Raw genomic sequence first — 23522 nt, 5'->3', positions numbered from 1 at the left:
ATAATTGAAGCGAATGATGCAGTGTGGGGCTATAATAAGGGCAATCTGAGCCCGCCGGTTCTTACTGAAAGCGAGCTAAAGCGAAGCTTGAAGTTAGAACCGCTGCGAAGGCGAGGTTAGCGAGAGCGTGCCCTAATTATAGCCCACACTGTATCAGAGCGTCTTCTTATGGCGAGTGCAGTCCTTCTCTACGCAGAGCAAGGCTAGCGAGAGCATACCCCCATTCAGACCTATATTGCTTAGAAAATCTTTTTGCTTTTTACACCCCTTTTATATCTACTTCTTCAAATACCCATAAAAGGCATTATGCACCTTCTCATATCTGGCGATGGCTTCTTCTCTACTGATATTTCTGGGTATGCTGCTTCCCCCAAGGGTGTATACGGTGATAAAGCTGTTGTTGTAGCCACTGATTAACTCCCACTGATCCTCCATACGAATCATCAGAGGATAGCCCTTACCCACATAGTAGAGGGCCGCATGCAGATCCATACCATAGAGGTTCAGAAGCACGCCATTATCATAGTCCATAGCCCTTCGAAGTTCCGGTATCTGGGAAACGAAATTGCTGATATCTTCTTCCTGAATTTTCAGGTTAGCAGTATTGGGACGGTCTGTTCTGTTCCAAACAATCCGCTCCTTCTGATCCACCACATAACCGAACTGGTCATAAATCTTCTTATAGGCCGCCTCCATAGTGGAAAACTCTCCCTGATAATGCCCAAGGCTATAGGCGGAGAAAAGTATATTCTCTTCCTTGGTATCTCCCGGAAGCTCGATAGAGCCTGCCTTTTCAATAGAGAACTTTTCCGGGTAATGCAGGCTAAACTGGCTAACCGCCTTTCCTACCATGGGAAGGTACTGCAGTTTTCCAATATTTCCAAGAACCTTGGATTCCAGGGTAATCTTTCTTTCATCTTTGATTTCTTTGTTGGAAAGCAGGCTGTCCTTCCCCACATACTGATATTCCCCGTCCTGCAGCTGGTATTCATCAAATCGAAGCTGATTTCCTTCCAGACTGAAATTTGCAAAATACAGGCCATCCTTTTTATAGGAAAGCTTGGTTTTCATGTCTTCCCCAACTATGCGAATCTCCGATACCGGAACTTCTCCCTGGGGATTCCAAATCTGATCCTTGTCACTATCCTGTAAGCCGTAGAGGAAATCCTCCCCCAGAAAGCCGATTACCTTCAGTCGTTTTCCATCTTCGGAAATGCTCAAATTCTTATCTCCGTGGAGATTTCTAAAGGCAATTTCCCTGTGCAATTCTCCGTCATTGTTCTTTTCTCCGTAAGCAATAAATTGCTTACTGCTGCTGGAAGCAAAATCATTTTCCGAAAGACCGGTAGACAGCGTAATAACCTCGAAACTGTTGGTATCCACCCCATAGATACTGCCGGCAAAGAAAATGTAGAACATCCGGTTGTCCGCATAGTAGGAAAGATTTTGAATGTTTTCCTCCAGTTTTTCCTTGCTGGCCTTTAAGGGCAGGAAGAAATTCTCCACCACCGTATTTTCCGAATTGTCATAGGTATAAAAGACAATGCCGGTATAACCCTCGTGTCGGCCCCTTCGAATATAGCCATATACCAGAAAATCCACATCCCCGTTGGTGTCCACACTCAAAATATGAATACCGTGGGTAAAACTCTCCTTCTCCGCCGACTTCTCCCCCTCTGAATAGGAAAAAATTCGATTCATATTGCCCTTTCCTTCTCCATCGGCACGGTAAAGGGTATTCTTATCGGTAAAGGCATAGAAATTTTTGGTAGCGGATTGCAGGGCCTCAATATCGCTCTTTTCCCCCACACCCAGTAAAATCTTCTTATCCTTGTAACGATAATTCTGTCCGTCAAAAAGTTCCTTGGTTCTTCGGTCAAAGTCCATCAGGAAAATTCTTTGAGGATCATATCGCATCACATAGTTATCTTCATTGAAGAAACGGTGCACATTTCCGTCCTGATCCGTAGCTCTTGAGGCGTACTGGATTTGCACTAATGCCATGGTACCGTCCAGCTCCTTCAAACGAATCTCCAGCTCCCCATCCATTTCCATACCGCTGTCTCCCCAGGTAATCTGCTGAAAGGAGGAATGCAGATTCACATGGGCAAGAGAACTGTTATCCATGGTATCGTCACTTTCCAGATAAGTGCTAAGGCTCTTTGCCTCCGACTTGGAAAAGCTCTTTCTGGTAAAATCCTCCGCAAGGCTCAGAACTTCCTGTCCCATGTCCTCCTTCCCCAGTAAAACACGGGTATAGTAATAGACGCTGCTTTCTCCCAGATCCAGTCGAAGACGAAGAAGATACTCCTTTCCCTCCTTCATCAGGTTTTGGATAGGAAGAATAATGTGAACCCTTCCCCCTTCCTCCTGTAAGCTTCCCTCTTGGTCCTTTTCCAAAAGTTCTGCCCCATCCAGGGAGCGAATATCATAATGCACAGATTTTGGGGCGGACTTTCCCTCTTCCAAAATCAATTCACACCGGCGATTTTCCGGAAGCAAGGTTAAACTGTCCCGCACAAAGGCATCATCCATTTCTTGCAAATAGCCGTAGAGGGGATTGATTTCTTTTCCGGAGGAAAATACATGAAGCACCGGCAATTTGCTTTTTCCCATATTGGCATAAATTCTATTGTTTTGGTCCATGGAACGATAAGAATGGAAAAAATAAAAAAGCAGAGCGACAAAAAAAATGCCGCCCAATACCAAAGCCCTACTTCTTCTTTTATTCCAAAACTTCTGCTTACTTTCGCCTAGTCTATTTAACAAAGTTTAACCCTTCTTCCTGATTTAGCTCTTTTCCTAAGTCTGGGGCTTCTTCCTATAGCCTAAGGCCTCTTCCAAGGCCAGCTTTTCCTCGGCTCCAAGCTCAACGGAAGTGCTGCCTTCCTCCACCTCTTTAATATAGAGGAAGCCTCCTTCTTTGGCATGAACAGAGTTAAAGATAAAGCCGCTGTTATCATAATTCAAAATTGCCAAGGCAAAGGAGAGGTTTCCTCCCATGCCGCCATAAGCATTATAGCGAATGATACCCCATTTTTGGAAGGAACGTCTGATATTCTTATGTAAAATCTTAAGCATTTCCCGCTGTTCTTCTTCCAAGTCTTCCAGCTTTTCCACATGCCTCTGCAGCTCAATAAAATAATCCTCCAGAGTTTCCGCATCCTTCCCCCGCATGAAGTAATCATACTGGCGATAAAGCTTTTTATACTTAGCCTCCGCCTTCAGGGCGATAAAGAGAGAAACGAGCGAAATCAATGTGGAAACCAGTACGAAGACCAATTTACCATGCTGTAACAATACTTCCATTTATTCTTCTCCCCTTCCCTCTAAAATCCGGGTGATTCTATCCAAATCTTCCTTTGAGTAATATTCGATTTCTACCTTGCCCTTATCCTCGTTCTTGGCGGTAATTTTTACCTTGGTCCCCAGATGTTCCTTCATTTTCTCTTCCAAGCCGTGAACAATGGTTTTCCACTGAGAGCTTAAATTCTTGGGCTTTTCCTGCTTTTCCGTCGGAGCTTTTTCCTCCTTTGCCCGTCTTTCCATTTCCCGGACACTCCATTTTTTCTCTACACATTCCTTGGCAAGAGAAAGTCTTTTCTCTGTATTTTCCACGGAAAGCAGTGCTCTGGCATGTCCCTCGGACAAAAGGTTCTGACGGAGATATTCTAAAATCTCTTCCTCAAGCTTTAAAAGTCGAAGACTGTTGGCAATGGTGGAACGCTTCTTTGCCACCCTTTCCGCCAGCTCCTCCTGACTCAAATGATATTCCGTCAGCAGGCTTTGGTAAGCCATGGCTTCCTCCACCGCATTTAAGTCTTCTCTTTGGATATTTTCAATGATGGCTACTTCCTTGCTGAGCTTTTCATCATAGTCCCGAATCAAAACGGGGATTTCCGTAAGACCGGCCATCTTTGCCGCCCGAAATCTTCTTTCTCCGGCAATGATTTCATAGAGAGGGCCTTCCTTTTTTACCAGTAAGGGTTGTAAAACACCGAATTGCTTAATGCTCTGAGAAAGTTCCTCCAACTCTTCCTGGGAAAATTGTTTTCTGGGCTGCTTTGGATTGGCTTGAATCAGAGAAAGCTTCACCATTGCCTGCTCCTCTTTCTTCTCCCGTCCATCCTTCTTTCCGGCAAAAAGGGTATCCACCCCTCTTCCCAAACCATGCTTTGCCATGTTCTTCCCTTCCTTTCTCTAAGCTTTTAATACGCTACATCCTTTTCCAAAATCCCCGCTGCAAGCTTTTAATACGCTATATCCTTTTCCAGAATCTCCGCTGCAAGCTTTCTGTAGGCCTCCGCCCCTGTAGAGCTGTTGTCGTAAAGAGAGATGGGAAGACCGTGGCTGGGAGCCTCTGCCAAACGAACATTTCTGGGAATAATCGTCTTAAAAATAGGATCCGAAGAATGCTCCTGCACCGCTTTTACCACCTCCTGCGACAGGAGATTTCTGCTGTCATACATGGTGAATAAAATTCCCTCGATTGTTAAGTCCGGATTCAAGGCGTCCTTTACCATGGAAATGGTATCCGTCATTTGGCTAAGTCCTTCCAATGCATAGTATTCACACTGAATGGGAATCAACACGGAATGAGAAGCCGTTAAAGCATTTACCGTAAGAGTACCAAGGCTGGGAGGGCAATCAATAAAGATATAGTCATAGTCCTTTTGAATATTCACCAGAGCTTCCTTTAGTAAGAAGTTTTTATTTTCCTCCTCTGCAAGCTCTGCATCCATGGCGGAAAGATTCCTGTCTGCGGCAATAAAATCCAGATTTTCCAAAGCCTCCCGAACAATGCCCTTTTCTATGGGAAACTCTCCGCTAAGAATTCGGTAAATGCTGATTTCTTCCTCCCGAATGCCGATACCGCTTCCCGTATTTCCCTGGGGATCAAAGTCCAAAAGCAAAACTTTCTGTTTCGCCTCCGCTAAGGAAGCCGCCAAATTGACAGCGGTGGTGGTTTTTCCCACACCCCCCTTTTGGTTTGCAATTGTAATAATCTTCGCCATAAGTCCCCTTAGCCTTTCTTTTTGTGCTGTAACTATTTCCGCTTTTGTTTCACGTGAAACATTTTAGCCCAGCTCTATATTACTGTCAATTTATCTTCCTGCTACTTTTTACTGTCTATTTCCTTGCTAAGCTATCTCTTTTAGCAGCTATTCTATTGCTATCCTTCTTCCAAAAACAAAAAATTCTAGCTTCTTTTCTTCCGCTTTTCCGGCAGCTGGGCATAGACCACCGCAATGGTCATAATAATACAGCCGAATATTTCCCGAATTCCCAAAGACTCTCCTAAAAACAACCATCCCCAAATCGCCGCATAAATGGCGGTAGTGGACATGAGAAGGGAAGCAAGAGTATCCTCCAATCTTTTTTGAGCATAGCTTTGCATGGTAAAAGCCACTGCCCCGGACATAATACCGGCATAAGCAATGGGAAGGAAGGCTGCTTTCAAACTCATTAAAGAGAACTTTTCAAAGAAAATAAAGCCCAGTAATCCCACCAAAGAGCCTGCTAAAAACTGTATGGACATATACCAGCTGATATTGACCTTCTTTACATAGTGTCCTACCTGCATAATCTGAACGGCATAAAGCACCGAGCAAAGAATAATATAAGTATCTCCTATGCCGATAGTAAATTTTGTTCCCGCCTTAATCGCAATAAAATAAACCCCGACCAAAGCCAGAATTGCACAAAACCAGACTTTCTTTTCCGGTTTTTTTCCGATAACTAAGCCAAAAATCGGAATCAGGATAATATAAAGTACCGTTAAAAAGGCTGCCTTTCCCACGGTGGTTTCTTTGACGCCAATTTGCTGAATCACGCTGGCAAAACCCAGTACGATACCGGTAATGGCTCCCCCTTTGATTCCTGCTATTTTTTCCTCCTTAGAGCATGGCTTTAAAAAGGCAAAGGGCAATAAGCAAAGTCCGGATAAAAAGTGCCGATAAAACACAAAGGCGCAGGGACCAATCTGATCCATTGCGGTACTTTGGGCAATAAAGGCCAAACTCCAAATCACAGTCGTAATCAAAAGAATAATGATTCCCTTATTTCTCTCCCTATAGGGATGCTCTTTTTCTGTCAAAAGCCTTTCCTGTTCTTTTGGGAAAATGCTTTCTTCCTCTATTTCATTTAACTTTTTCACTTGATAATATTTCTCTAACTAAGAGGTGACTTAGCCGGAGTTCCCGCCTTTCTAGGATATTTTTTTCCGCAGGGCTCTATCTTCTGAATCAAAAGCATAGCTCTTCCCATATCGGTTTCCGGCAGGGTATAGATTTTCTTCTCCACACATTTTCCTCCTAAAAGGAAAATAGCCTTCTTACCCTGCTCTAATTCTTCTTCCACTTCTCTTCCCTTTAAAGCCAGAAAATAGCCTCCTGGCTTCACAAAGGGAAGGTCATACTCACTTAAAGTGGCAAGATTTGCCACTGCTCTGGAAACTACCAGGTCGTACTGTTCCCGCAAGCTCTTATCATGTCCCAGGTCCTCAGCCCGACCGTGATAAAATCTCACCCCTTCCAAACCAAGGCTTTCCACCAGCTCTTCCAAAAAACGAATCCGCTTTTGCAAAGAGTCACTCAAAGAAAGATGAATACTTGGAAAGGCAATTTTTAGAACAAGTCCGGGAAATCCTGCTCCTGTTCCCACATCCATTACCGACTTTCCCTCTATCCATTCTGAAAATGTTTCACGTGAAACATTCATTTGACAAATCGCCAGACAATCCACAAAGTGCTTAACAATGACCTCTTCTTCTTCCGTAATGGCGGTAAGATTCATCACCTTATTTTTTTCCACCAGAATCTGATAATATTGATAGAACTGTAAAAGCTGTTGTTCTGTTAAAGAAAGTCCTAAGCTCTCTGCTAAATGGGAAAGCTTCTCTCGAAAAAACTCGGTCATTTCTCTTCCTTTCTTCTTTCCTTTTTCTTCTCCAGATAAATCAAAAGCACCGATAAATCCGCAGGGCTGACACCGCTGATGCGGGAGGCCATACCCATATTTTCCGGACGAATCAAGTCCAGCTTCTGTCTGGCTTCCAGACGGAGATTATGAATATCATGGTAGCAGATATCTTTTGGCAGCTTTTTCCGCTCCATTTTCTTAAAGGCTTCCACCTGTTGAATCTGTCTTTTGATATAGCCCTCATATTTAATTTCGATTTCCACTTCTTCCTGTATGAAGGGAGAAAGGGAAGGTCTTTCCGGATCCAAGGGAGCAATGTTTTGATAATTACACTCCGGTCTCTTACAAAGTTCTCTCAGAGAAATGCCGGACTGGATAGGAGAAGAGGGAATGCTTTCCAAAATTCTGTTGTTCTCCTCATTTGCCCCGATATAGGTATTTTCCATACGGCGAAGCTCTTTTTGGATGGCCTCCTGCTTTTCTCTGGTAGCCTTGATTTCCTCCTCGGAAACCATCCCCAGGGCATAGCCCTTTTCCCGAAGGCGAAGGTCCGCATTGTCCTGTCGAAGCAGAAGACGATATTCCGCCCTGCTGGTCATCATTCTGTAGGGCTCTTTATTCTCCTTTGTCACCAGGTCATCAATTAAAACGCCAATATAGGCCTCGGAACGATCCAAAACAAAGGGCTCTTTCCCCTCAATCTTTTGTACCGCATTGATTCCTGCCATAAATCCCTGTACCGCCGCCTCCTCATAGCCGGAGGAACCGTTCATTTGTCCTGCAAAATACAGGCCGGAAATCTTCTTTGTTTCCAAGGTATTTTCCAGTTCCAAAGAATTTAGGCAGTCGTATTCGATGGCATAGCCGGTTCTCACCATTTCCGCCTTTTCAAAGCCCGCCATGGTACGAAGAATTCTCATTTGCACGTCTTCCGGAAGAGAAGAGGAAAGACCGGAAAGATACATTTCGTTGGTGTATCTTCCCTCCGGCTCCACAAAAATCTGATGCCGATTTTTTTCCGGGAACTTCATGACCTTATCTTCGATGGAAGGACAGTATCTGGGGCCGGTTCCCTGAATCACCCCGTTATACATGGGGGAGCGGTCAATATTTTCCCGAATCATCTCATGACCTTCTTCACAGGTATAGGTCAGGTAGCAATCCTCTTGGGAAATCTGCACCGTAGCCGGATCCGTGGAAAAGGAGAAGGGCACCACAGGCACATCTCCCTTCTGTACCTCCATCTTGCTAAAATCCAGGGATCTTCTATCCACTCTGGCAGGGGTTCCTGTTTTAAAACGCTGAAGCCTGAAGCCTAAATCCAAAAGAGCCTGACTCAGCTTTGTAACTCTGCGAAGGCCGTTTGGCCCGGTTTCCTCGGACACCTCTCCGTAAATGCAGCGGGCGTTCAAGTACACACCGGTGCAAATCAGCACTGCCTTGGCATAGTATCTGGCTCCGGTACTGCTGACAACCCCGCGAATTTCCGTCTTTTCCTCATTGCACAGTAAAGAGACAATTTCTCCCTGCCGAATATGAAGATTCTCCTGATTTTCCACAAGATGCCGCATATTTTGGGAATAGACCTGCTTATCCGCCTGGGCTCTTAAGGAATGTACCGCCGGACCCTTGGACTTATTTAACATCCTGGACTGGAGAAAGGATTGGTCGCAGATCTTTCCCATCATTCCCCCCAGGGCATCCAACTCTCTTACCAGATGTCCCTTAGAGCTTCCCCCGATATTGGGGTTACAGGCCATCATGGAAATACTGTCCGGACTCAGGGTAAAAAGAAGGGTTTTATGCCCCCGCTTAGCAGAAACAAGGGCTGCCTCCACTCCGGCATGCCCTGCTCCCACCACTACAATATCTACCTGTTCTTCTAAAAATGCCATATTCCCTCTTTACTATTTTCCCATGCAAAACTTTGCAAAAATCTCATTGATCAAATCCTCGGAAACATCCTCTCCCAGAATTCTTCCTAAGGCACTGTATGCCCCCATTAAATCTATACTTAAGAAATCCTCGGACAATTTAAGACGGATTCCCTCCAAAACCAATTCCAAAGCGGACTTTGCTTCTTCCAATGCAGCAATCTGCCTTTCACTATGGATATACGTTTCTGTGGAAAAGGAAAGACTTCCGGTATAGAAAAGCTCTTCCAACTTTTGGCCAAGCTCCTCAATGCCCTTTCCCTCTTTGGCGGAAATGGGAAGCACAGAAAAACCGGTAGCCTTTTCCAAGTCCTCTTTTTGTAAAATGCTTTCCTTATCCATTTTATTGAGAAGCACCAGGACCTTTTTTCCCTCTAAAAGGGCTAAAATCTTTCGGTCCTCCTCCTCTAAGGGAAGGCTTCCATCCAAAACCAAAAGAACGCAGTCCGCCTTTTCAATCCCTTCCTTTGCCCGATTCACACCGATTTCTTCCACAATATCTTCCGTTTCCCGGATTCCTGCGGTATCCATCAAATGAAGGGACAGGGAGCCGATGCGAATATCCTCCTCCACCGTATCCCTGGTGGTTCCCGGAATATTGCTTACAATGGCCTTATCCGCCTTAACCAGGCAATTTAAAAGAGAAGACTTTCCCGCATTGGGCTTTCCCACAATAACAGTTTGAATTCCCTCCTTTAAAAGTTTTCCTTCCCTTTGGTGTTTCAAAAGCTCTGAAATTTCAGAGAGAATCCCTTCCACATGGGCTTTACACTGCTCAGAGAAGCCCTCCAAAGAAATATGCTCCGGATCATCCAAAGCCGCCTCAATAAAAGCGGTATCCTCCAGAATTCTGCTCCGCATTCCCTTGATTTTCTCCTTCAGTGAACCCTGTAGGAGGGAAAGAGAGGAGCGAATGCTGTCCTCGCTTTTGGCAGAAATCAAATCCGCCACTGCCTCCGCCTGAGAAAGGTCAATACGCCCATTTAAAAAGGCTCGTTTACTGAACTCTCCCGGCTCCGCCGGTCTTGCTCCCGCCTTAAGAGTGGCCTGAAAAACCTTTTGCATCAAAAGGATTCCGCCGTGACAGTTGATTTCCACGGTATCTTCTCCGGTAAAGGATTTGGGTGCTAAAAAAGTGGAAACCAAAACCTCATCAATTTCCTTTTCCCCGTCAAAAACAAAGCCATAGCGAATCCGGTGGCTTTCTCTAATATCTAAGGGTTTCCCCCCCTTAGTTCTTAAAATTTTTCCGGCAATTTCCACAGCCTGATTTCCGCTAATCCGGATAATGCCGATTCCGCTTTCAACTAATGCGGTGGCAATTCCGCTAATGGTATTTTCCAAATCCTCACCTCCTCAGCAATTCTGTATTTTACTAAGATTTGCCCTACAATGCAATGAAAAGCCTAGGATGGAAATTATAAATAAGCCTAAATAGCTTGTATACAAATAAGCAATAGAGGCCTGAAATCAGGGTAGAACTAACTCTCCCTATTTCAGACCTCTACTGCTTAAATATCACACAATTCTTTAACTTACGTTTTATGACTTCTTTTGATGACTTCTTTTTACTGAATATGTTCCTCTTACCGAATGAATTTTCTTACTAATTATTCTTCTTATTTCTTCCATGGGGTGCAAGAAAGTCTTATTCTTCGCTCTTCTCTTCTCTCTTTTCTTCTTTCCTGTCCTCTCTTCTCATCCTGTTTCCCTTGTGGCGGAAATCCTTTTGGAACTTTCCTCCATTTTTACAGAAAATCACCACGTGGCGGAAGGGATCCTCTCCCTCGGATTTTGTGGAAACCTGACTGTCACTTTGCAGTGCGGCATGGATGATTCTTCTCTCATAAGGATTCATTGGCTCCAAATGAACGGATTTCCGATTCTTCTTTACCTTGTAAGCAATGTTTTTAGCCAGACTTCTTAAGGTCTGCTCTCTTCTCTTACGGTAATCCTCCGTATCCAGCTTTACCCGAAGATACTCATCCCCGTGGTTTTTATTCACCACCAAGGAGCAAAGATACTGTAAGGAATCCAGGGTTTGTCCTCTTTTTCCGATAAGGATACCCATATCCGGTCCTACCAGGTTGATGTAAAGCTCATTGCTGCTGTTTCTAAACTCTGTCTGAAGCTCCACTTCCATAGCCATACCCTGAAATACAGAGCTTAAGAACTCTAAAGCAGCCTTTGTTACCACTGCGATTTCCTCTTCGGAAAGAGGCGTAAGTTCTCTCTTCTCAGGACTTCTTCCTTCAAAGGACTTTTCCTCTCTCTTTACAGGAGCGGAAGAGATTGGTGCAGGGATAGGATCATAGCCTCCTCTGCTAAATCCCTTAAAGCCTTCCTTCTTTTCAAACTTCTTCTCTCTCTTTTCGTCCTTCTTTTCCAAAGAAGCATTATAGGAAAATGATTTATCCTCCCCGGAAGCCTTTCCTTCTTCCCTTTTCTCAAAAGTCTGAGACTTTTCCTCTACAAAAGAGCTTTCCTTCTTTCCTTCCGCTTCCTTCTTTTCAAATGCCGCTTTCTCTACTGCCGCGGGCTTTTCCGCTGCAGCCTTTTCTTTTGCGATTTCCGCTTCATCCTTTTCCCAGGCTTCGATAATCCAGGGCTTTGCTCCGATACCGAATAAACCGTTGCTTCCCTGTACGATTACATTGTAGGAAATTCTGTCTGATGTACAACCTAAAGAGATGGTTGCCTTCGTAATCGCTTCTTCTACCGTCTTTGCAGAAACTCTAAACTTGTCCATAGCTTTTCTCCCTAAGCTTTTTACTTTTTCTCTTTTTTCTCATGCTTTTCATTGTAAAGCTGTACCATGTTTGCCTTGCTGGCTAATGATCCCTCTTTCGCATTTTGATTGTAATAGTCTGTAGATTCTTTTGTCTTCAGATTTTGCTTTGCAATCTTTTCCATACGATTCTTTTCTTCAGAATCTTCCTTAGCCTGCATAAGCTTTAATCTGTTTTCCACGGTCTTTTCATCAATGGGAGGTAAGCCTTTTTTTGCTCTTTTTTCATTGGCCTTAGCCATAGCATCCTGTAAAAGCTCTTCATTGGTCTTCTTTCCGAAGTACCAGTTTAAAATCAACTGCTGTAAGAGCATAAATACGGAAGAAGCAATCCAGTATAAACCGATTCCTGAAGCAAAGCTGAAGCAGAACCACACAGACATCAAAGGCATCATCACGTTCATGCTCTTCATCATCTGCTGGGACTGATCTCCCTCCTCTGTTGCGGTAGGCATGGTCTGCTTCTGCATCAGCAGGGTGGAAGCCCACTGGCTTAAGCCTGCCAAAATAGGAATTAACCAGTAAATATTTGGGGTAAAGCCATAAGCAGAGGGGGCAGTGGAAAGATTTAAGCCTAAGAAGCTGTTAATCTCTGTAGACTTTGCCGCAGCTTGCTGAATTACCTGGGTAGCAGAGGGGAAAATTTCCGGAAGCTTTGCCCACTGCGCAGGATTTAACTTATACAAAAAGTCAATTACGAAGTTATGAACTGCATCTGCATTATACTTACTGGGGTCATCCAGACCTAAGTTGTGTAAGGTCTTTAAAATAGATTCCATGCCATTAGCTTTTCCGAAGTCCAGAAGACTTTGTGCCGCAGAAGAGCCTCCGATAGCAGTGGAAACGCTTTCATAAACTGCCTTTACGGAAGGAACATAAGCAGGAATGTTCATAATAATACGATACAGGGCAAAAATAATCGGCATTTGTAAAAACAAAGGCAAGCACCCTGCAGTCATAGAAGTGCCGTACTTTTCATAAATGGCTTTCATCTCAGTTTGCTGCGCCATCATGGAAGCGTTATCCGTCTTATTCTTATACTTTTCCTGTACAGCACGAATTTCCGGTTGCATAATCTGCATCATTCTGGAGGATTTTTGCTGTTTTAAAGAAGTCGGGAACAGCAAAATACGAGTTACCAAAGTAAAAAGAATGATGGCTAATCCAATGTTTGGAATACCGATTCCGTCTAAAAAAAGGTAAATCCAGTTCATAATCCAACCTAAAGCACTTACGATTAAGTTCCAGATAGGCCCGAACAAGGGTAGATTGGATGTGTTTTTGGTTAAAATAATCAGATTTTGAATCAAGTTTTTCTCCCTTCATCTCTAGGGAACAGGATCATATCCGCCTTTAGCAAAGGGATTACAACGCAGTAATCTCCAGATTGCCAACAATAGTCCTTTCACACACCCGTGCTTTTGTATGGCCTCATAGGCGTATTGAGAACATGTGGGTGTGTATTTACAATGAGAATGTCCCTTCATAGGAGATAAAAATTTTTGATAAAAACGAATCATCTTTAACATCAGTTTTTTCATCAAAGCTCTCCTTCGGAATAAGCTGCTTCGCAATTTCTATCAACTTATTTCCTGATAAAACGTATTTTCTATCCGAGTTTCTTCCTATTATAATAGGGATTTCTTTTCCCTTTGAAAAAATCAGAATTTCAGAACTTCTCTCCATTACTAAGTATATGATGCCTGCTACATAAATCGAGATAAGCAATCTCCAATTCCGAATAGCTTGCAAAAGCTACCTTCTGTCTTACGACTAAAACGATGTCTAACCCCTCTTTGATTTCTTTGTTTAATCGAAATATCTCTCGAAGCTTTCTACTGATTCCATGACGAACTACAGAATTCCCCACCTTCTTGGAACAGGATATTCCCAGCCGGGAATAGTCTAAACCGTTTTCCACGATCAACATCACAAAATAAGCATTGGCATAGGATTTTCCTTTTTTATAACAATGCTGAAACTCTTCATTTGACTTCATGGAAGGAAAACGCTTCATAAAATATCTCCAAGGTTGAAGAAAGACCGCTTTCCAGCGGCCTCATTTCTGTATTCTACAGGGTACTATTTATACCCGTAAAGCTTTTCAAGAAAGCTTCCTTTATGTTTCTGCATTATGCAGATAATCTTGCTCTACCTTTAGCTCTTCTAGCAGACAAAACCTTTCTACCGTTGGCTGTGGACATTCTCTTTCTAAATCCATGCACTTTTGCTCTCTGTCTTGTCTTTGGCTGATAAGTCATTTTTCCCTTATGCATACGGACACCTCCCTTTTTTTAGTGTATGGCCTAAAGCCACCGATCGTTTCTCCGGGAATTATTCGTCCTTGTACGAAAGGTCCCGAATAAACTCCTAATTTTGGGTAAACATCGCAGATTATTATATAGAAAGGGCTAGAAATCGTCAATACCCTTTGGAAAAAACTTATTTTTCGGAAGGAATGTGTATATCTTATCCTCTTTATCCTCTAAATAAAGCCGGGAAATCCTATAAAAACAGGGTTTATCCACAAAATTATGCACTTATCCACAAATTCTATCCACAAAAACATCTGTTCACCTTATCCACAAACTGTTTATAAACTGTGGATAAGTGTATAATTTTTCTTTTTTCCTATGTTAAAAGGCTTCTTTTAGCTTTCTTCTGTGGACAGCTTTTATTTTTATACTCCATTTATACTCTTTTTCGCTATTTTTTTAATCTTTACTCCAATAATTCTTCTGTCTTTTTTCTATATTTTTTGAAAAGAATTATTCTTCTTTCCTTAGGGATGTGAACTTGCGAAAGAGGCTCTCTTGCTGTAGAATAAAAGGAACTGTCTTTTCAGAAAAAAGGGTACTTTTTTTTTGGAAAAATAGCGAGAACCCCCTTGTCGTTGATTTTAAGGAGTCTGGGAATGGCAAAAGACTTTAACCTCATAAAAGAAAAATGGGAAGAAATCCTCCTACATACCAGAGAAATAAATGAAATGCCGGATGTAACCTATGATCTCTGGATTGCTCCCTTAGAGTTATACGATTCTATCGGGGATCAGCTGATTATACTGGTAAAGATGAAACAATTTCTCAGTATGATTCGGAAGCGCTATACCGATACTCTAAAGATTTCTATCTTAGAAATTACCGGCATCTACACCGAGATTCTCTTCACCGACGAGGACGGTTTAAAAGAACTCTATCCAAAGAAAAACCAGGAAGAACAGCCGGGACTGGAGGAGGCCTTAAAAAATGCCAACCTTAACTCCCGCTATACCTTCGACAGCTTTGTAGTAGGTTCCTCCAACGCCTTAGCCCATGCAGCCTGTGTGGCGGCAGCGGAGATGCCGGGAGAACAGTATAACCCTCTCTATATTTACGGAGGAGCAGGCCTGGGGAAAACCCACCTGATGCAGTCTGTGGCCCATTACATTTTACAGCAAAACAAAAATGCCAAGATTCGCTATGTTACCTCCGAAACCTTTATTAACGAATTTGTCGACAGTATCCGTAATAAAAATAACATTTCCCCGGCGGAATTCAGAAGAAAGTATAGAGAACTGGATGTTCTGCTCATAGACGATATTCAGTTCTTAATCGGAAAGGAAGGAACCCAGGAAGAATTCTTCCACACCTTCAATGCCCTCTATGATAATAGAAAACAGATTATCATTGCCTCCGATAAGCCGCCAAAGAAGATTGACAATATTGAAGAACGACTCCTCTCCCGCTTTGAGGTGGGACTCACCGTGGATATCCAGCTTCCGGATGTGGAAACCAGGATGGCGATTCTTCGGAAAAAGGAAGAGCTGGAAGGCTATAACATTGACAACGAAGTTATCAAATATATTGCAGACAACATTAAGTCAAATGTCCGGGAGTTGGAAGGAGCCTTAACCAAGGTGGTGGCAAAATCCCGCCTGATTAAACAGCCCGTTACCTTAAGTCTTGCAGAGGAGCTTTTAAAAGACAATATTACTCCGGCAGAGAAAAAGGAGCTTACTCCGAAATGGATTATTGAGGTAGTGGCGGAGCATCACGGTCTGAGTCTTTCCGACCTTGTTTCCAAAAGAAAGAATAAGGAAATCGTGATTCCCAGACAGATTGCCATGTACCTTTGTCGAGAAATGACCAGTATTCCCTTAAATACTGTGGGAGAACTTTTGGGAGGAAGAGACCATTCCACCATCATTCACGGTTGCGACAAGATATCCAAGGAATTGTCCACAAATGAACAGTTGCAATCCACAATAGAGGTTTTACGGAAAAAAATCTCTCCCTAATCCCCATTTTTTCCTTTCCCTTTCCACAGAAAAAAAGAAGGGATGAAGCATTGAAAAATCAAGGTATTTTAGGGATTATACATTTCCACATCCCCTAATAACACTACTAAAGAAAAAAAAAGAACAAAAACAAAATATCACGAGGCTCACGAGCGATACTTGTTAAGAATAAAATTTAGCGGCTTTTCATAAAGCTCCTATAGAATAAAAAGAAAGGACTCCTATGAAATTATCTTTTCAAAAAAATGATTTGCTTTCCACCCTGCAAGTGGTAGGGAAGGCTGTTGCTTCCAAAACCACCCTAAGCATTATGGAGTGCATCCTGGTGGACGCCACTGAGGGGCAGATTCGTTTAACAGGAAACAAAAATGATTTTGGAATAGAAAGCATTTGTCCGGGAGACATATTGGAGCCGGGAAAGATTGCCTTGGAGGCAAGACTTTTCCAAGAGATTATCAAACGTTTGCCCCAGACAGAGGGAAAAAATATTCTTCTCAGTACAGAGGAAAACGGAAATTGTACCATTCAGTGTGAAAAGTCCGTCTTTAAAATCATGGGCAGAAATCCTGAGGAATTTACCTCCCTTCCTTCCGTAGAGAAACAGGAAATTGTAGAGATTTCTCAACTGAGTTTAAGAAACATGATTAATCAGACTATTTTTTCCACCGCTTCGGGGGAGAATAATAAGAAGATGACAGGAGAATATTTCGAAATTATCGACAATCAATTCTCCATTACCGCTCTGGACGGACATAGAATTGCCATTCGAAAGACCGAGCTTTCCGAGTCCTATGACAACTGCTCCGCCATTGTTCCCAAGGAAGTTCTGTCCGAGCTTTCCAAGATTATCAGCGGAGGCTTGGAGGATAAGGTGGAGATTTGCTTTTCCAAGCAGTATCTACAATTTTCCTTTGAAGACACCATCGTGGTAACTCAGCTGGTGGAGGGAGAATATTTTCATGTTCGCCAGATGTTGTCCACCGATTACGAAACCAAGATTCGCTTAAACCGTAAGCAGTTTTTGGAAAATATCGACAGAGCCAGAATCCTGGCCAGAGACAATGATAAGCAGCCTTTGATTTTAAAAATCGAAGACCAGAGTCTATCTTTGAAAATTGTTTCCGATATCGGAAGGATGGATGCGGAGATGCCGGTACAGCAGGAAGGAAAGGATCTTCTCATCGGCTTTAACCCCACTTACCTGATGGATGCTCTTCAGAATATTGAAGAGGAAGAGGTGGATTTGTACTTTACCATTTCCCGCTCTCCCGTCTTTATTCGGGATCAGGAGGAAAGCTACAACTACATGATTTTACCGGTTAACTTTAATGCGGAAGCCGTAGGATGATTATCGAATCCATAGAATTACAAAATTATAGAAATATAGAAAAATTGAAGCTTCCTCTGGGAGAGAAGAACAATATCCTTTACGGAGACAATGCCCAGGGGAAGACCAATCTATTGGAGGCCATTTTCTTTGGCAGCACCGGAAAGTCCTTTCGCTTTTGTAAGGACAAGGAATTGATTCATTTCGGGGCGGAGGAAGCCCATTTGAAGATGATCCTGAAGAAAAAGGGAATTTCCCACCGGATAGACATTCACCTAAAGAAAAATAAAAGTAAGGGAGTGGCTATAGATGGATTTCCGGTGAAGAAAAGCTCCGAGCTTTTCGGTCTGGGAAATATCATTATTTTTTCTCCGGAGGACCTGTCCTTGATTAAGAACGGGCCAAAGGAAAGAAGAAGATTTATTGATTTGGAGCTTTGTCAGCTGGATAAGATTTATCTCTACCACTTATCCATGTATAATAAAGTTTTGCAGCAAAGAAATAAGCTTTTAAAGGAACTGTATTTTCGGCCAAAGCTGGAGGAAACCCTCTTTGCCTGGGATGAGGAACTGGTAAAGCATGGGAAGATGGTGATTTCTATCCGCAGAGATTTTGTGGAAAACTTACGGAAAAAGGTGGAAAACATCCACGGAGAAATCAGCGGAAAGCGGGAAGAGCTTCTTCTAAGTTATGAGGAAAATGTTTCCGAGGAAAATTTCTCCTTGCAGCTGGAAAAAAACAGGGAGGCGGAGAAAAAGCAACAGACCACCCTCTCCGGTCCCCACCGGGATGACCTGTCCTTTCAGATTAACGGTCAGGATATCCGGCATTTCGGTTCCCAGGGACAGCAAAGAACCGCAGCCTTATCCCTGAAATTAGCGGAAATTGATTTGGTGAGAGAAAGAATTCAGGATAATCCCATCTTATTGTTGGATGATGTGTTTTCGGAGCTGGATCAAAAAAGACAGAATTTTTTACTAGAGCAGTTAGGAAATTTACAAAGTCTGATTACTTGTACAGGCTTGGAAGAATTGGTGAAGCATCGATTCCCCATAGACCATGTGTTTTATGTGGAAAATGGACAGGTGCAGTGTCAGTAAAGAGGAGGAACTATGTCGATAGAGATGGAAGAATTTGAAGGAAATGAAGCAGAATTTCTTCATGGTTCTAAGGAATACGGTGCAGATCAGATTCAGATTTTAGAGGGATTGGAAGCGGTTCGGAAAAGACCGGGAATGTATATCGGAAGTACTTCCGTTCGCGGTTTGCATCATTTGGTTTATGAAATCGTGGATAACTCCGTAGACGAGGCTCTGGCCGGATTTTGTAATACCATTACCGTTAAAATTCATCAGGATAACTCCATTACCGTAAGAGATAATGGACGAGGAATTCCTGTAGATATACAGAAAAAGGCCGGAAAGTCTGCCTTGGAAGTTGTTTTCACCGTTCTTCACGCAGGAGGAAAGTTCGGAGGAGCCGGATACAAGGTCTCCGGCGGTCTTCACGGTGTAGGAGCCAGCGTGGTAAATGCCCTTTCTGAATGGTTAGATGTTAAGGTTTATAAAGAGGGCAAGATTTATACCATGTCCTTTGCCAAGGGAAAGGTGACAAAGCCTATCGAGTGTATCGGAACTTGCAGCGAAGAGGAGCAGGGAACCGAGGTACACTTCCTTCCGGATGCAAGCATTTTCGAAGAAAGCGTTTATGAGTTTGAAACCTTGAAGATTCGTCTTCGGGAAACCGCCTTCTTAACCAAGAATCTGAAGATTCGCCTTGTGGATGAGCGGGAAGGTATGGAGCAGGAAAAGGAATTCCACTATGAGGGAGGAATTCAGGAGTTTGTCAGCTTCTTAAACAAGGGCAAGGAAGCCCTTTATCCGGATGTGATTTACTGTGAGGGAGAGAAAGAAAAAATTCTGGTGGAAGTGGCTATGCAGCATAACGACTCCTATACGGAAAATATCTATACCTTCGTAAACAACATTAATACCCCGGAGGGGGGAACCCACCTGACCGGTTTTAAAAATGCTTTAACCAAAACCTTCAATGACTATGCAAGACAGAATAAGCTTTTAAAGGACAGTGAAGCCAATCTTTCCGGAGAGGATATCCGTGAGGGCTTAACCTGCATTATTTCCGTAAAGATTGAGGATCCCCAGTTTGAGGGACAGACCAAGCAGAAGCTGGGAACCTCCGAGGCTCAGGTTGCGGTGCAGGGAATTGTTTCCGAGCAGTTGACTTATTTCTTAGAGCAAAATCCTGCGGTTGCCAAGGTGATTTGCGAAAAGTCTATTTTGGCGCAAAGAGCAAGAGCTGCAGCCAGAAAGGCCAGAGATTTAACCAGAAGAAAGTCCGCTTTGGACGGCGTGGGACTTCCCGGTAAGCTTGCGGATTGCAGCAGCAAGGATCCGGAAAGATGTGAAATCTTTATCGTAGAGGGAGATTCCGCATTGGGACCTGCCAAGGAAGGAAGAAATCCGGAAACCCAGGCTGTACTGCCTCTTAGGGGAAAGGTTTTAAATGTACAGAAGGCAAGATTGGACAGAATCTATGCCAATGAAGAAATCAAGGGAATGATTACCGCCTTCGGTACCGGTATTCACGAAGATTTTGATTTAAGCAAATTACGTTATCACAAAATCATTATTATGACGGATGCGGATGTGGATGGCGCCCACATTTCCACCCTGATGCTGACCTTTATCTATAACTTTATGCCGGAGCTTATCCGAAAGGGACATGTATATCTGGCCCAGCCGCCACTTTTTACCATTCAGAAAAATAAAAAGCATTATTATGCCTACTCCGATGAGGAATATCAGAGAATTTTAAAGGAAATCGGATCTGATGGAGCAGACGTATCCCGATTCAAGGGTCTTGGAGAGATGAATACGGAGGAGCTGCAGGAAACTACCCTGGATCCGGAAACCAGAACTCTGCTTCGGGTAAATATGAGTGACGAGGATAAGGCGGAACTGGATATTACCTTTACCACCTTAATGGGAGATCAGGTAGAGCCCAGAAGAGAATTTATCGAGCAAAATGCCCGCTATGTTACAAATTTGGATATTTAAAGACTTTTCCAAAAAGAATTGCAAGTTAAAGGAGGCCAATTTTGGAGCCAAATATTTTTGATAAAGTGCAGGATGTGGACTTAAAAAAGACCATGGAAAATGCGTATATCGACTACGCCATGAGTGTTATTGTGTCCAGAGCGATTCCCGATGTCCGGGATGGTCTTAAGCCTGTACAAAGAAGAGTGCTTTATGCTTTGCAAAGTCTGGGCGTTACTCCGGATAAGAAAACAAAAAAATGTGCCACGATCGTTGGAGAAACCATGGGTAAATATCACCCCCACGGCGACTCCTCCATTTACGGTTCTTTGGTTTATATGGGACAGCCCTGGTCTATGCGTCATGTCCTGATTGACAAGCAGGGAAACTTCGGTTCCGAGGACGGAGACAGTCCTGCGGCAATGCGTTATACCGAGGCTAAGATGTCCAGATTAGCCGGAGAAATGCTGGCGGGAATCAATAAGAACACCGTAGATTTCATGCCGAACTTCTCCAATGAATATGAGGAGCCTGTGGTTCTTCCTTCCCGTTTTCCCAATCTTTTGGTAAACGGTGCCACAGGTATTGCAGTAGGTATGTCCACCAACATCCCTCCCCATAACTTAAGAGAAGTGATTAAGGGTGTGGATTGTATTATCGACAATAAAATTGAGGGAAGAAAGACGGAAATAGAGGAATTGCTTCCCATTATTCAGGGACCGGACTTTCCTACAGGTGCCACCATTTTAGGAAAAAGAGGAATCGAAGAAGCCTACAGAACCGGTAGAGGAAAAATTAAGATGCGGGCGATTTGCGAGATAGAGCCCATGCACAACGGCAAAAATCGCATTTTGGTGAAGGAGCTTCCCTATCTTGTATACCGTTCCCGCGTCATTGAAAAGATTGCAGAGCTTGTAAAGGATAAAAGAATTGACGGTATCACCTATATCCACGATGCGGCAGGAAAAAATTCCAAGGCAAAGATTGCCATTGAGTGCAGAAAAGACGTAAATCCTCATGTGATTTTGAATCAGCTGTACAAGCACACCCAGTTACAGGAAACCTTCGGTGTGATTATGCTTTGTATCGTTCGAGGGGAACCGAAGATTTTAAATCTTCTGGAAATTCTGGAAGAATTCTTGGCACATCAGATTCAGGTAGTTACCAGAAGAACTCAGTACGACCTGCAAAAATGTGAGGACAGAGCCCATATCTTAGAGGGATTGTTAAAGGCTCTTGACCATATTGATGAGATTGTTGCCATTATCCGAGCAGCGAAAAATGTAGAAGAAGCCAAGCAGAACTTGATTGCCCGCTTTGTCTTTACCGATGTGCAGGCCCAGGCTATCGTGGATATGCGTTTGCGTGCTCTCACCGGTTTGGAAAGAGAACGTCTGGAAAACGAGTACCAGGATTTGCTGGCAAAGATTGCCTACTATAAGGAAATTCTTGGAGATGAAAGAAAGCTTCTTGCGGTAATCAAGGAAGAGCTGGATGTTATTGCAGACAAGTACGGAGAGGATAGAAAAACGAGCTTCAGCTATGATGATATCTTAGATGCGGAGGATTTGATTGCCGACGATGATGTGGTGATTACTTCCACCAGCCTCGGATACATCAAGAGAATGTCTCCGGAAAATTTCCGCCAGCAAAACCGCGGTGGAAAGGGCATTAAGGGAATGCAGACCATAGAGAAGGACTATATTGAAGACCTCTTTATGACCACAAACCACCATTACATTATGTTCTTTACCAATATGGGAAGAGTATTCCGTATTAAGGGCTATGAGATTCCGGAAGCAAGCAGAACCGCAAGAGGTACTGCATTGGTAAATCTTCTTTCCTTACAGGAGGGAGAAAAGGTAAATGCCAGCCTTTGCCTGAGAGATCCTAAGGAAGAGCAGGACTTAATCCTTACCACAAAGTCCGGTATGGTAAAGAAAACTGCCCTTTCCGAATATGCAAATGTACGAAAGAACGGCTTAATTGCCATTAGCCTGAAGGAAGATGACCAGTTAATAGAAGCCAAGCTCCTTTCCAAGGATGAAAATATTATACTGGTAACCAAGAAGGGAATGGCAATCCAGTTCAACGAGAAGGATGTGCGTAGAACCGGACGTTCCTCTATGGGTGTAATCGGTATCCGATTGAACGATGGAGATGAAGTTATCGGCATGCAGAAATCATCTCAGGGAGAAAACATGCTGGTAGTTTCCGAAAAGGGCTACGGCAAGCTCACGGAGAAATCCGCCTTTAAGGCACAAAATCGTGGCGGAAAGGGAATGCGCTGCTATAAGATTACGGAAAAAACCGGAGATCTGGTAGGCTTTAAGCTTTGTGACCAGGATAGAGAAATTCTCTTGATTACTACAGAGGGAATTATGATTCGGATGAGTCTGGAAAATATTAGCATCATCGGAAGAAATGCCTCCGGCGTTAAGCTTATGAACCTTGATAAAGATGGAGACACCACCATAGCTTCCGTTGCCAAGGTAAGAGAAAGCGAAGGCGATGGAGAAGAAGAATCGGAAACGGAGCCGGGAGAGGCTGCGGATGAAGAAAAGCAGGAATAAAAAAGTCGATTCCTAAAAAATATTCATTAGCTACAAAAATCCATTCCGGAGAGAAATCACCGGAGTGGATTTTTTTTATAATGTAAAAAAGAAAATATAAAAGAAAAAAACAAAAGGGAAAGAATAAAAAAAGTAAAGGGCTGAAAAAGAAAAACGAAATCAAAAACTAATAAGAAAATCAGAAAATAAGAAAATAAGAAATAAAACTATAAGTCATGTAGGGCTAAAAAAATTATAAATTTTTCTTGACAGTAAATGGGGAATTTGCTACTCTAATTAGGCACCTAAGAACCAAATGTTCGGTACGAAAGAAGAAATTCAAAAGTATAGGTGAATCCCTTTTGGCAGGGATAAGCGAGGAGTAATACTCAAGAGGCCGAAGAGGCGCCCCTGCTAAGGGTGTAGGTCGGGCAACCGGCGCGAGGGTTCAAATCCCTCTTACTCCGTTTTCCGAATATTTTTTCGGAAAGTGCTTGACAAAGTTAATCACTTTGTTATAATAGCATGGCTGTCTCGAAAGAGAACAGTAAAGTCTGAAGAGAAAATAAAAAAATTAAGAGGAAACGATTAAAGTTTTTATTGACTCGACAGAAAAACTGAACCTTGAAAATCAAAGATCGAATAATACACAGACCCTGAAGATTCTT

At 43.1% G+C, this 23522-nt stretch carries 18 protein-coding genes and 1 tRNA gene; 6 read left to right on the top strand and 13 right to left on the bottom strand.

The window, feature by feature from the left end:
• Positions 1-276: 276 nt before the first annotated feature.
• The 13 genes from RYO92_RS03800 to rpmH form a co-directional block, all read right to left on the bottom strand.
• Positions 277-2769, bottom strand: coding sequence for a hypothetical protein (locus RYO92_RS03800; protein WP_315369536.1), 2493 nt, complete (start codon positions 2767-2769; stop codon positions 277-279).
• Positions 2770-2802: 33 nt separating this feature from the next.
• Entirely contained in the window at positions 2803-3309 is a 507-nt protein-coding gene (locus tag RYO92_RS03795; RefSeq protein WP_183683415.1) for a DUF4446 family protein, read from the bottom strand.
• Positions 3310-4182 carry a ParB/RepB/Spo0J family partition protein gene (locus tag RYO92_RS03790; RefSeq protein ID WP_315369535.1) on the bottom strand — a complete coding sequence of 291 codons (873 nt, stop codon included), beginning with the start codon at positions 4180-4182 and terminating at the stop codon, positions 3310-3312. It abuts the gene before it with no gap.
• 68 nt (positions 4183-4250) lie between these two features.
• Positions 4251-5015 carry a ParA family protein gene (locus RYO92_RS03785; protein WP_315369534.1) on the bottom strand — a complete coding sequence of 255 codons (765 nt, stop codon included), beginning with the start codon at positions 5013-5015 and terminating at the stop codon, positions 4251-4253.
• Between the two features lie 185 nt (positions 5016-5200).
• Positions 5201-6157: a DMT family transporter gene (locus RYO92_RS03780; RefSeq protein WP_315271610.1), complete on the bottom strand. Its 957-nt coding sequence runs from the start codon at positions 6155-6157 to the stop codon at positions 5201-5203.
• Between the two features lie 14 nt (positions 6158-6171).
• On the bottom strand, positions 6172-6918 hold the full coding sequence (gene rsmG / locus RYO92_RS03775) for a 16S rRNA (guanine(527)-N(7))-methyltransferase RsmG (protein ID WP_315369533.1): 747 nt from the start codon (positions 6916-6918) through the stop codon (positions 6172-6174).
• On the bottom strand, positions 6915-8816 hold the full coding sequence (gene mnmG / locus RYO92_RS03770; RefSeq protein ID WP_315369532.1) for a tRNA uridine-5-carboxymethylaminomethyl(34) synthesis enzyme MnmG: 1902 nt from the start codon (positions 8814-8816) through the stop codon (positions 6915-6917). Before mnmG ends, rsmG begins: the two co-directional genes overlap by 4 nt.
• Positions 8817-8828: 12 nt before the next feature.
• Positions 8829-10199, bottom strand: coding sequence for a tRNA uridine-5-carboxymethylaminomethyl(34) synthesis GTPase MnmE (gene mnmE / locus RYO92_RS03765; protein WP_315369531.1), 1371 nt, complete (start codon positions 10197-10199; stop codon positions 8829-8831).
• A 304-nt stretch (positions 10200-10503) separates the two neighbouring features.
• Positions 10504-11604 carry an RNA-binding cell elongation regulator Jag/EloR gene (gene jag / locus RYO92_RS03760; protein ID WP_315369530.1) on the bottom strand — a complete coding sequence of 367 codons (1101 nt, stop codon included), beginning with the start codon at positions 11602-11604 and terminating at the stop codon, positions 10504-10506.
• A gap of 20 nt (positions 11605-11624) precedes the next feature.
• A complete protein-coding gene (locus tag RYO92_RS03755) occupies positions 11625-12950 on the bottom strand; it encodes a YidC/Oxa1 family membrane protein insertase (RefSeq protein WP_040649722.1) in 1326 nt (441 codons plus the stop codon).
• Positions 12951-12971: 21 nt separating this feature from the next.
• Positions 12972-13184, bottom strand: a complete 213-nt coding sequence (gene yidD, locus RYO92_RS03750; RefSeq protein WP_040649643.1) for a membrane protein insertion efficiency factor YidD — start codon at positions 13182-13184, stop codon at positions 12972-12974.
• 128 nt (positions 13185-13312) lie between these two features.
• Entirely contained in the window at positions 13313-13660 is a 348-nt protein-coding gene (rnpA, locus tag RYO92_RS03745; protein WP_315369529.1) for a ribonuclease P protein component, read from the bottom strand.
• Between the two features lie 115 nt (positions 13661-13775).
• Complete coding sequence (gene rpmH / locus RYO92_RS03740) at positions 13776-13919, bottom strand: 50S ribosomal protein L34 (RefSeq protein WP_007158318.1); 144 nt, start codon at positions 13917-13919, stop codon at positions 13776-13778.
• Positions 13920-14557: 638 nt separating this feature from the next.
• Here rpmH and dnaA point away from each other — a divergent pair.
• The 6 genes from dnaA (at position 14558) to RYO92_RS03710 (ending at position 23321) form a co-directional block, all read left to right on the top strand.
• Complete coding sequence (dnaA, locus tag RYO92_RS03735; RefSeq protein ID WP_308579014.1) at positions 14558-15919, top strand: chromosomal replication initiator protein DnaA; 1362 nt, start codon at positions 14558-14560, stop codon at positions 15917-15919.
• A gap of 223 nt (positions 15920-16142) precedes the next feature.
• Positions 16143-17267, top strand: a complete 1125-nt coding sequence (dnaN, locus tag RYO92_RS03730) for a DNA polymerase III subunit beta (RefSeq protein WP_315364829.1) — start codon at positions 16143-16145, stop codon at positions 17265-17267.
• Positions 17264-18346: a DNA replication/repair protein RecF gene (recF, locus tag RYO92_RS03725; RefSeq protein ID WP_314999561.1), complete on the top strand. Its 1083-nt coding sequence runs from the start codon at positions 17264-17266 to the stop codon at positions 18344-18346. Before dnaN ends, recF begins: the two co-directional genes overlap by 4 nt.
• A 12-nt stretch (positions 18347-18358) precedes the next feature.
• The gene (gene gyrB, locus RYO92_RS03720) at positions 18359-20323 is read left to right on the top strand and encodes a DNA topoisomerase (ATP-hydrolyzing) subunit B (RefSeq protein WP_304069530.1); all 1965 of its coding nucleotides are present in this window, start codon (positions 18359-18361) and stop codon (positions 20321-20323) included.
• A 41-nt stretch (positions 20324-20364) separates the two neighbouring features.
• On the top strand, positions 20365-22875 hold the full coding sequence (gene gyrA / locus RYO92_RS03715) for a DNA gyrase subunit A (protein ID WP_315369528.1): 2511 nt from the start codon (positions 20365-20367) through the stop codon (positions 22873-22875).
• Between the two features lie 358 nt (positions 22876-23233).
• Positions 23234-23321: transfer RNA gene (locus tag RYO92_RS03710), tRNA-Ser, on the top strand.
• The last annotated feature ends 201 nt before the right edge of the window (positions 23322-23522 follow it).

It is taken from the genome of Oribacterium sinus (assembly GCF_963553175.1).
In the GTDB taxonomy this organism is placed as follows: Bacteria; Bacillota; Clostridia; order Lachnospirales; family Lachnospiraceae; genus Oribacterium; species Oribacterium sinus_B.
This window is presented reverse-complemented; position numbering and strand designations above follow the sequence as displayed.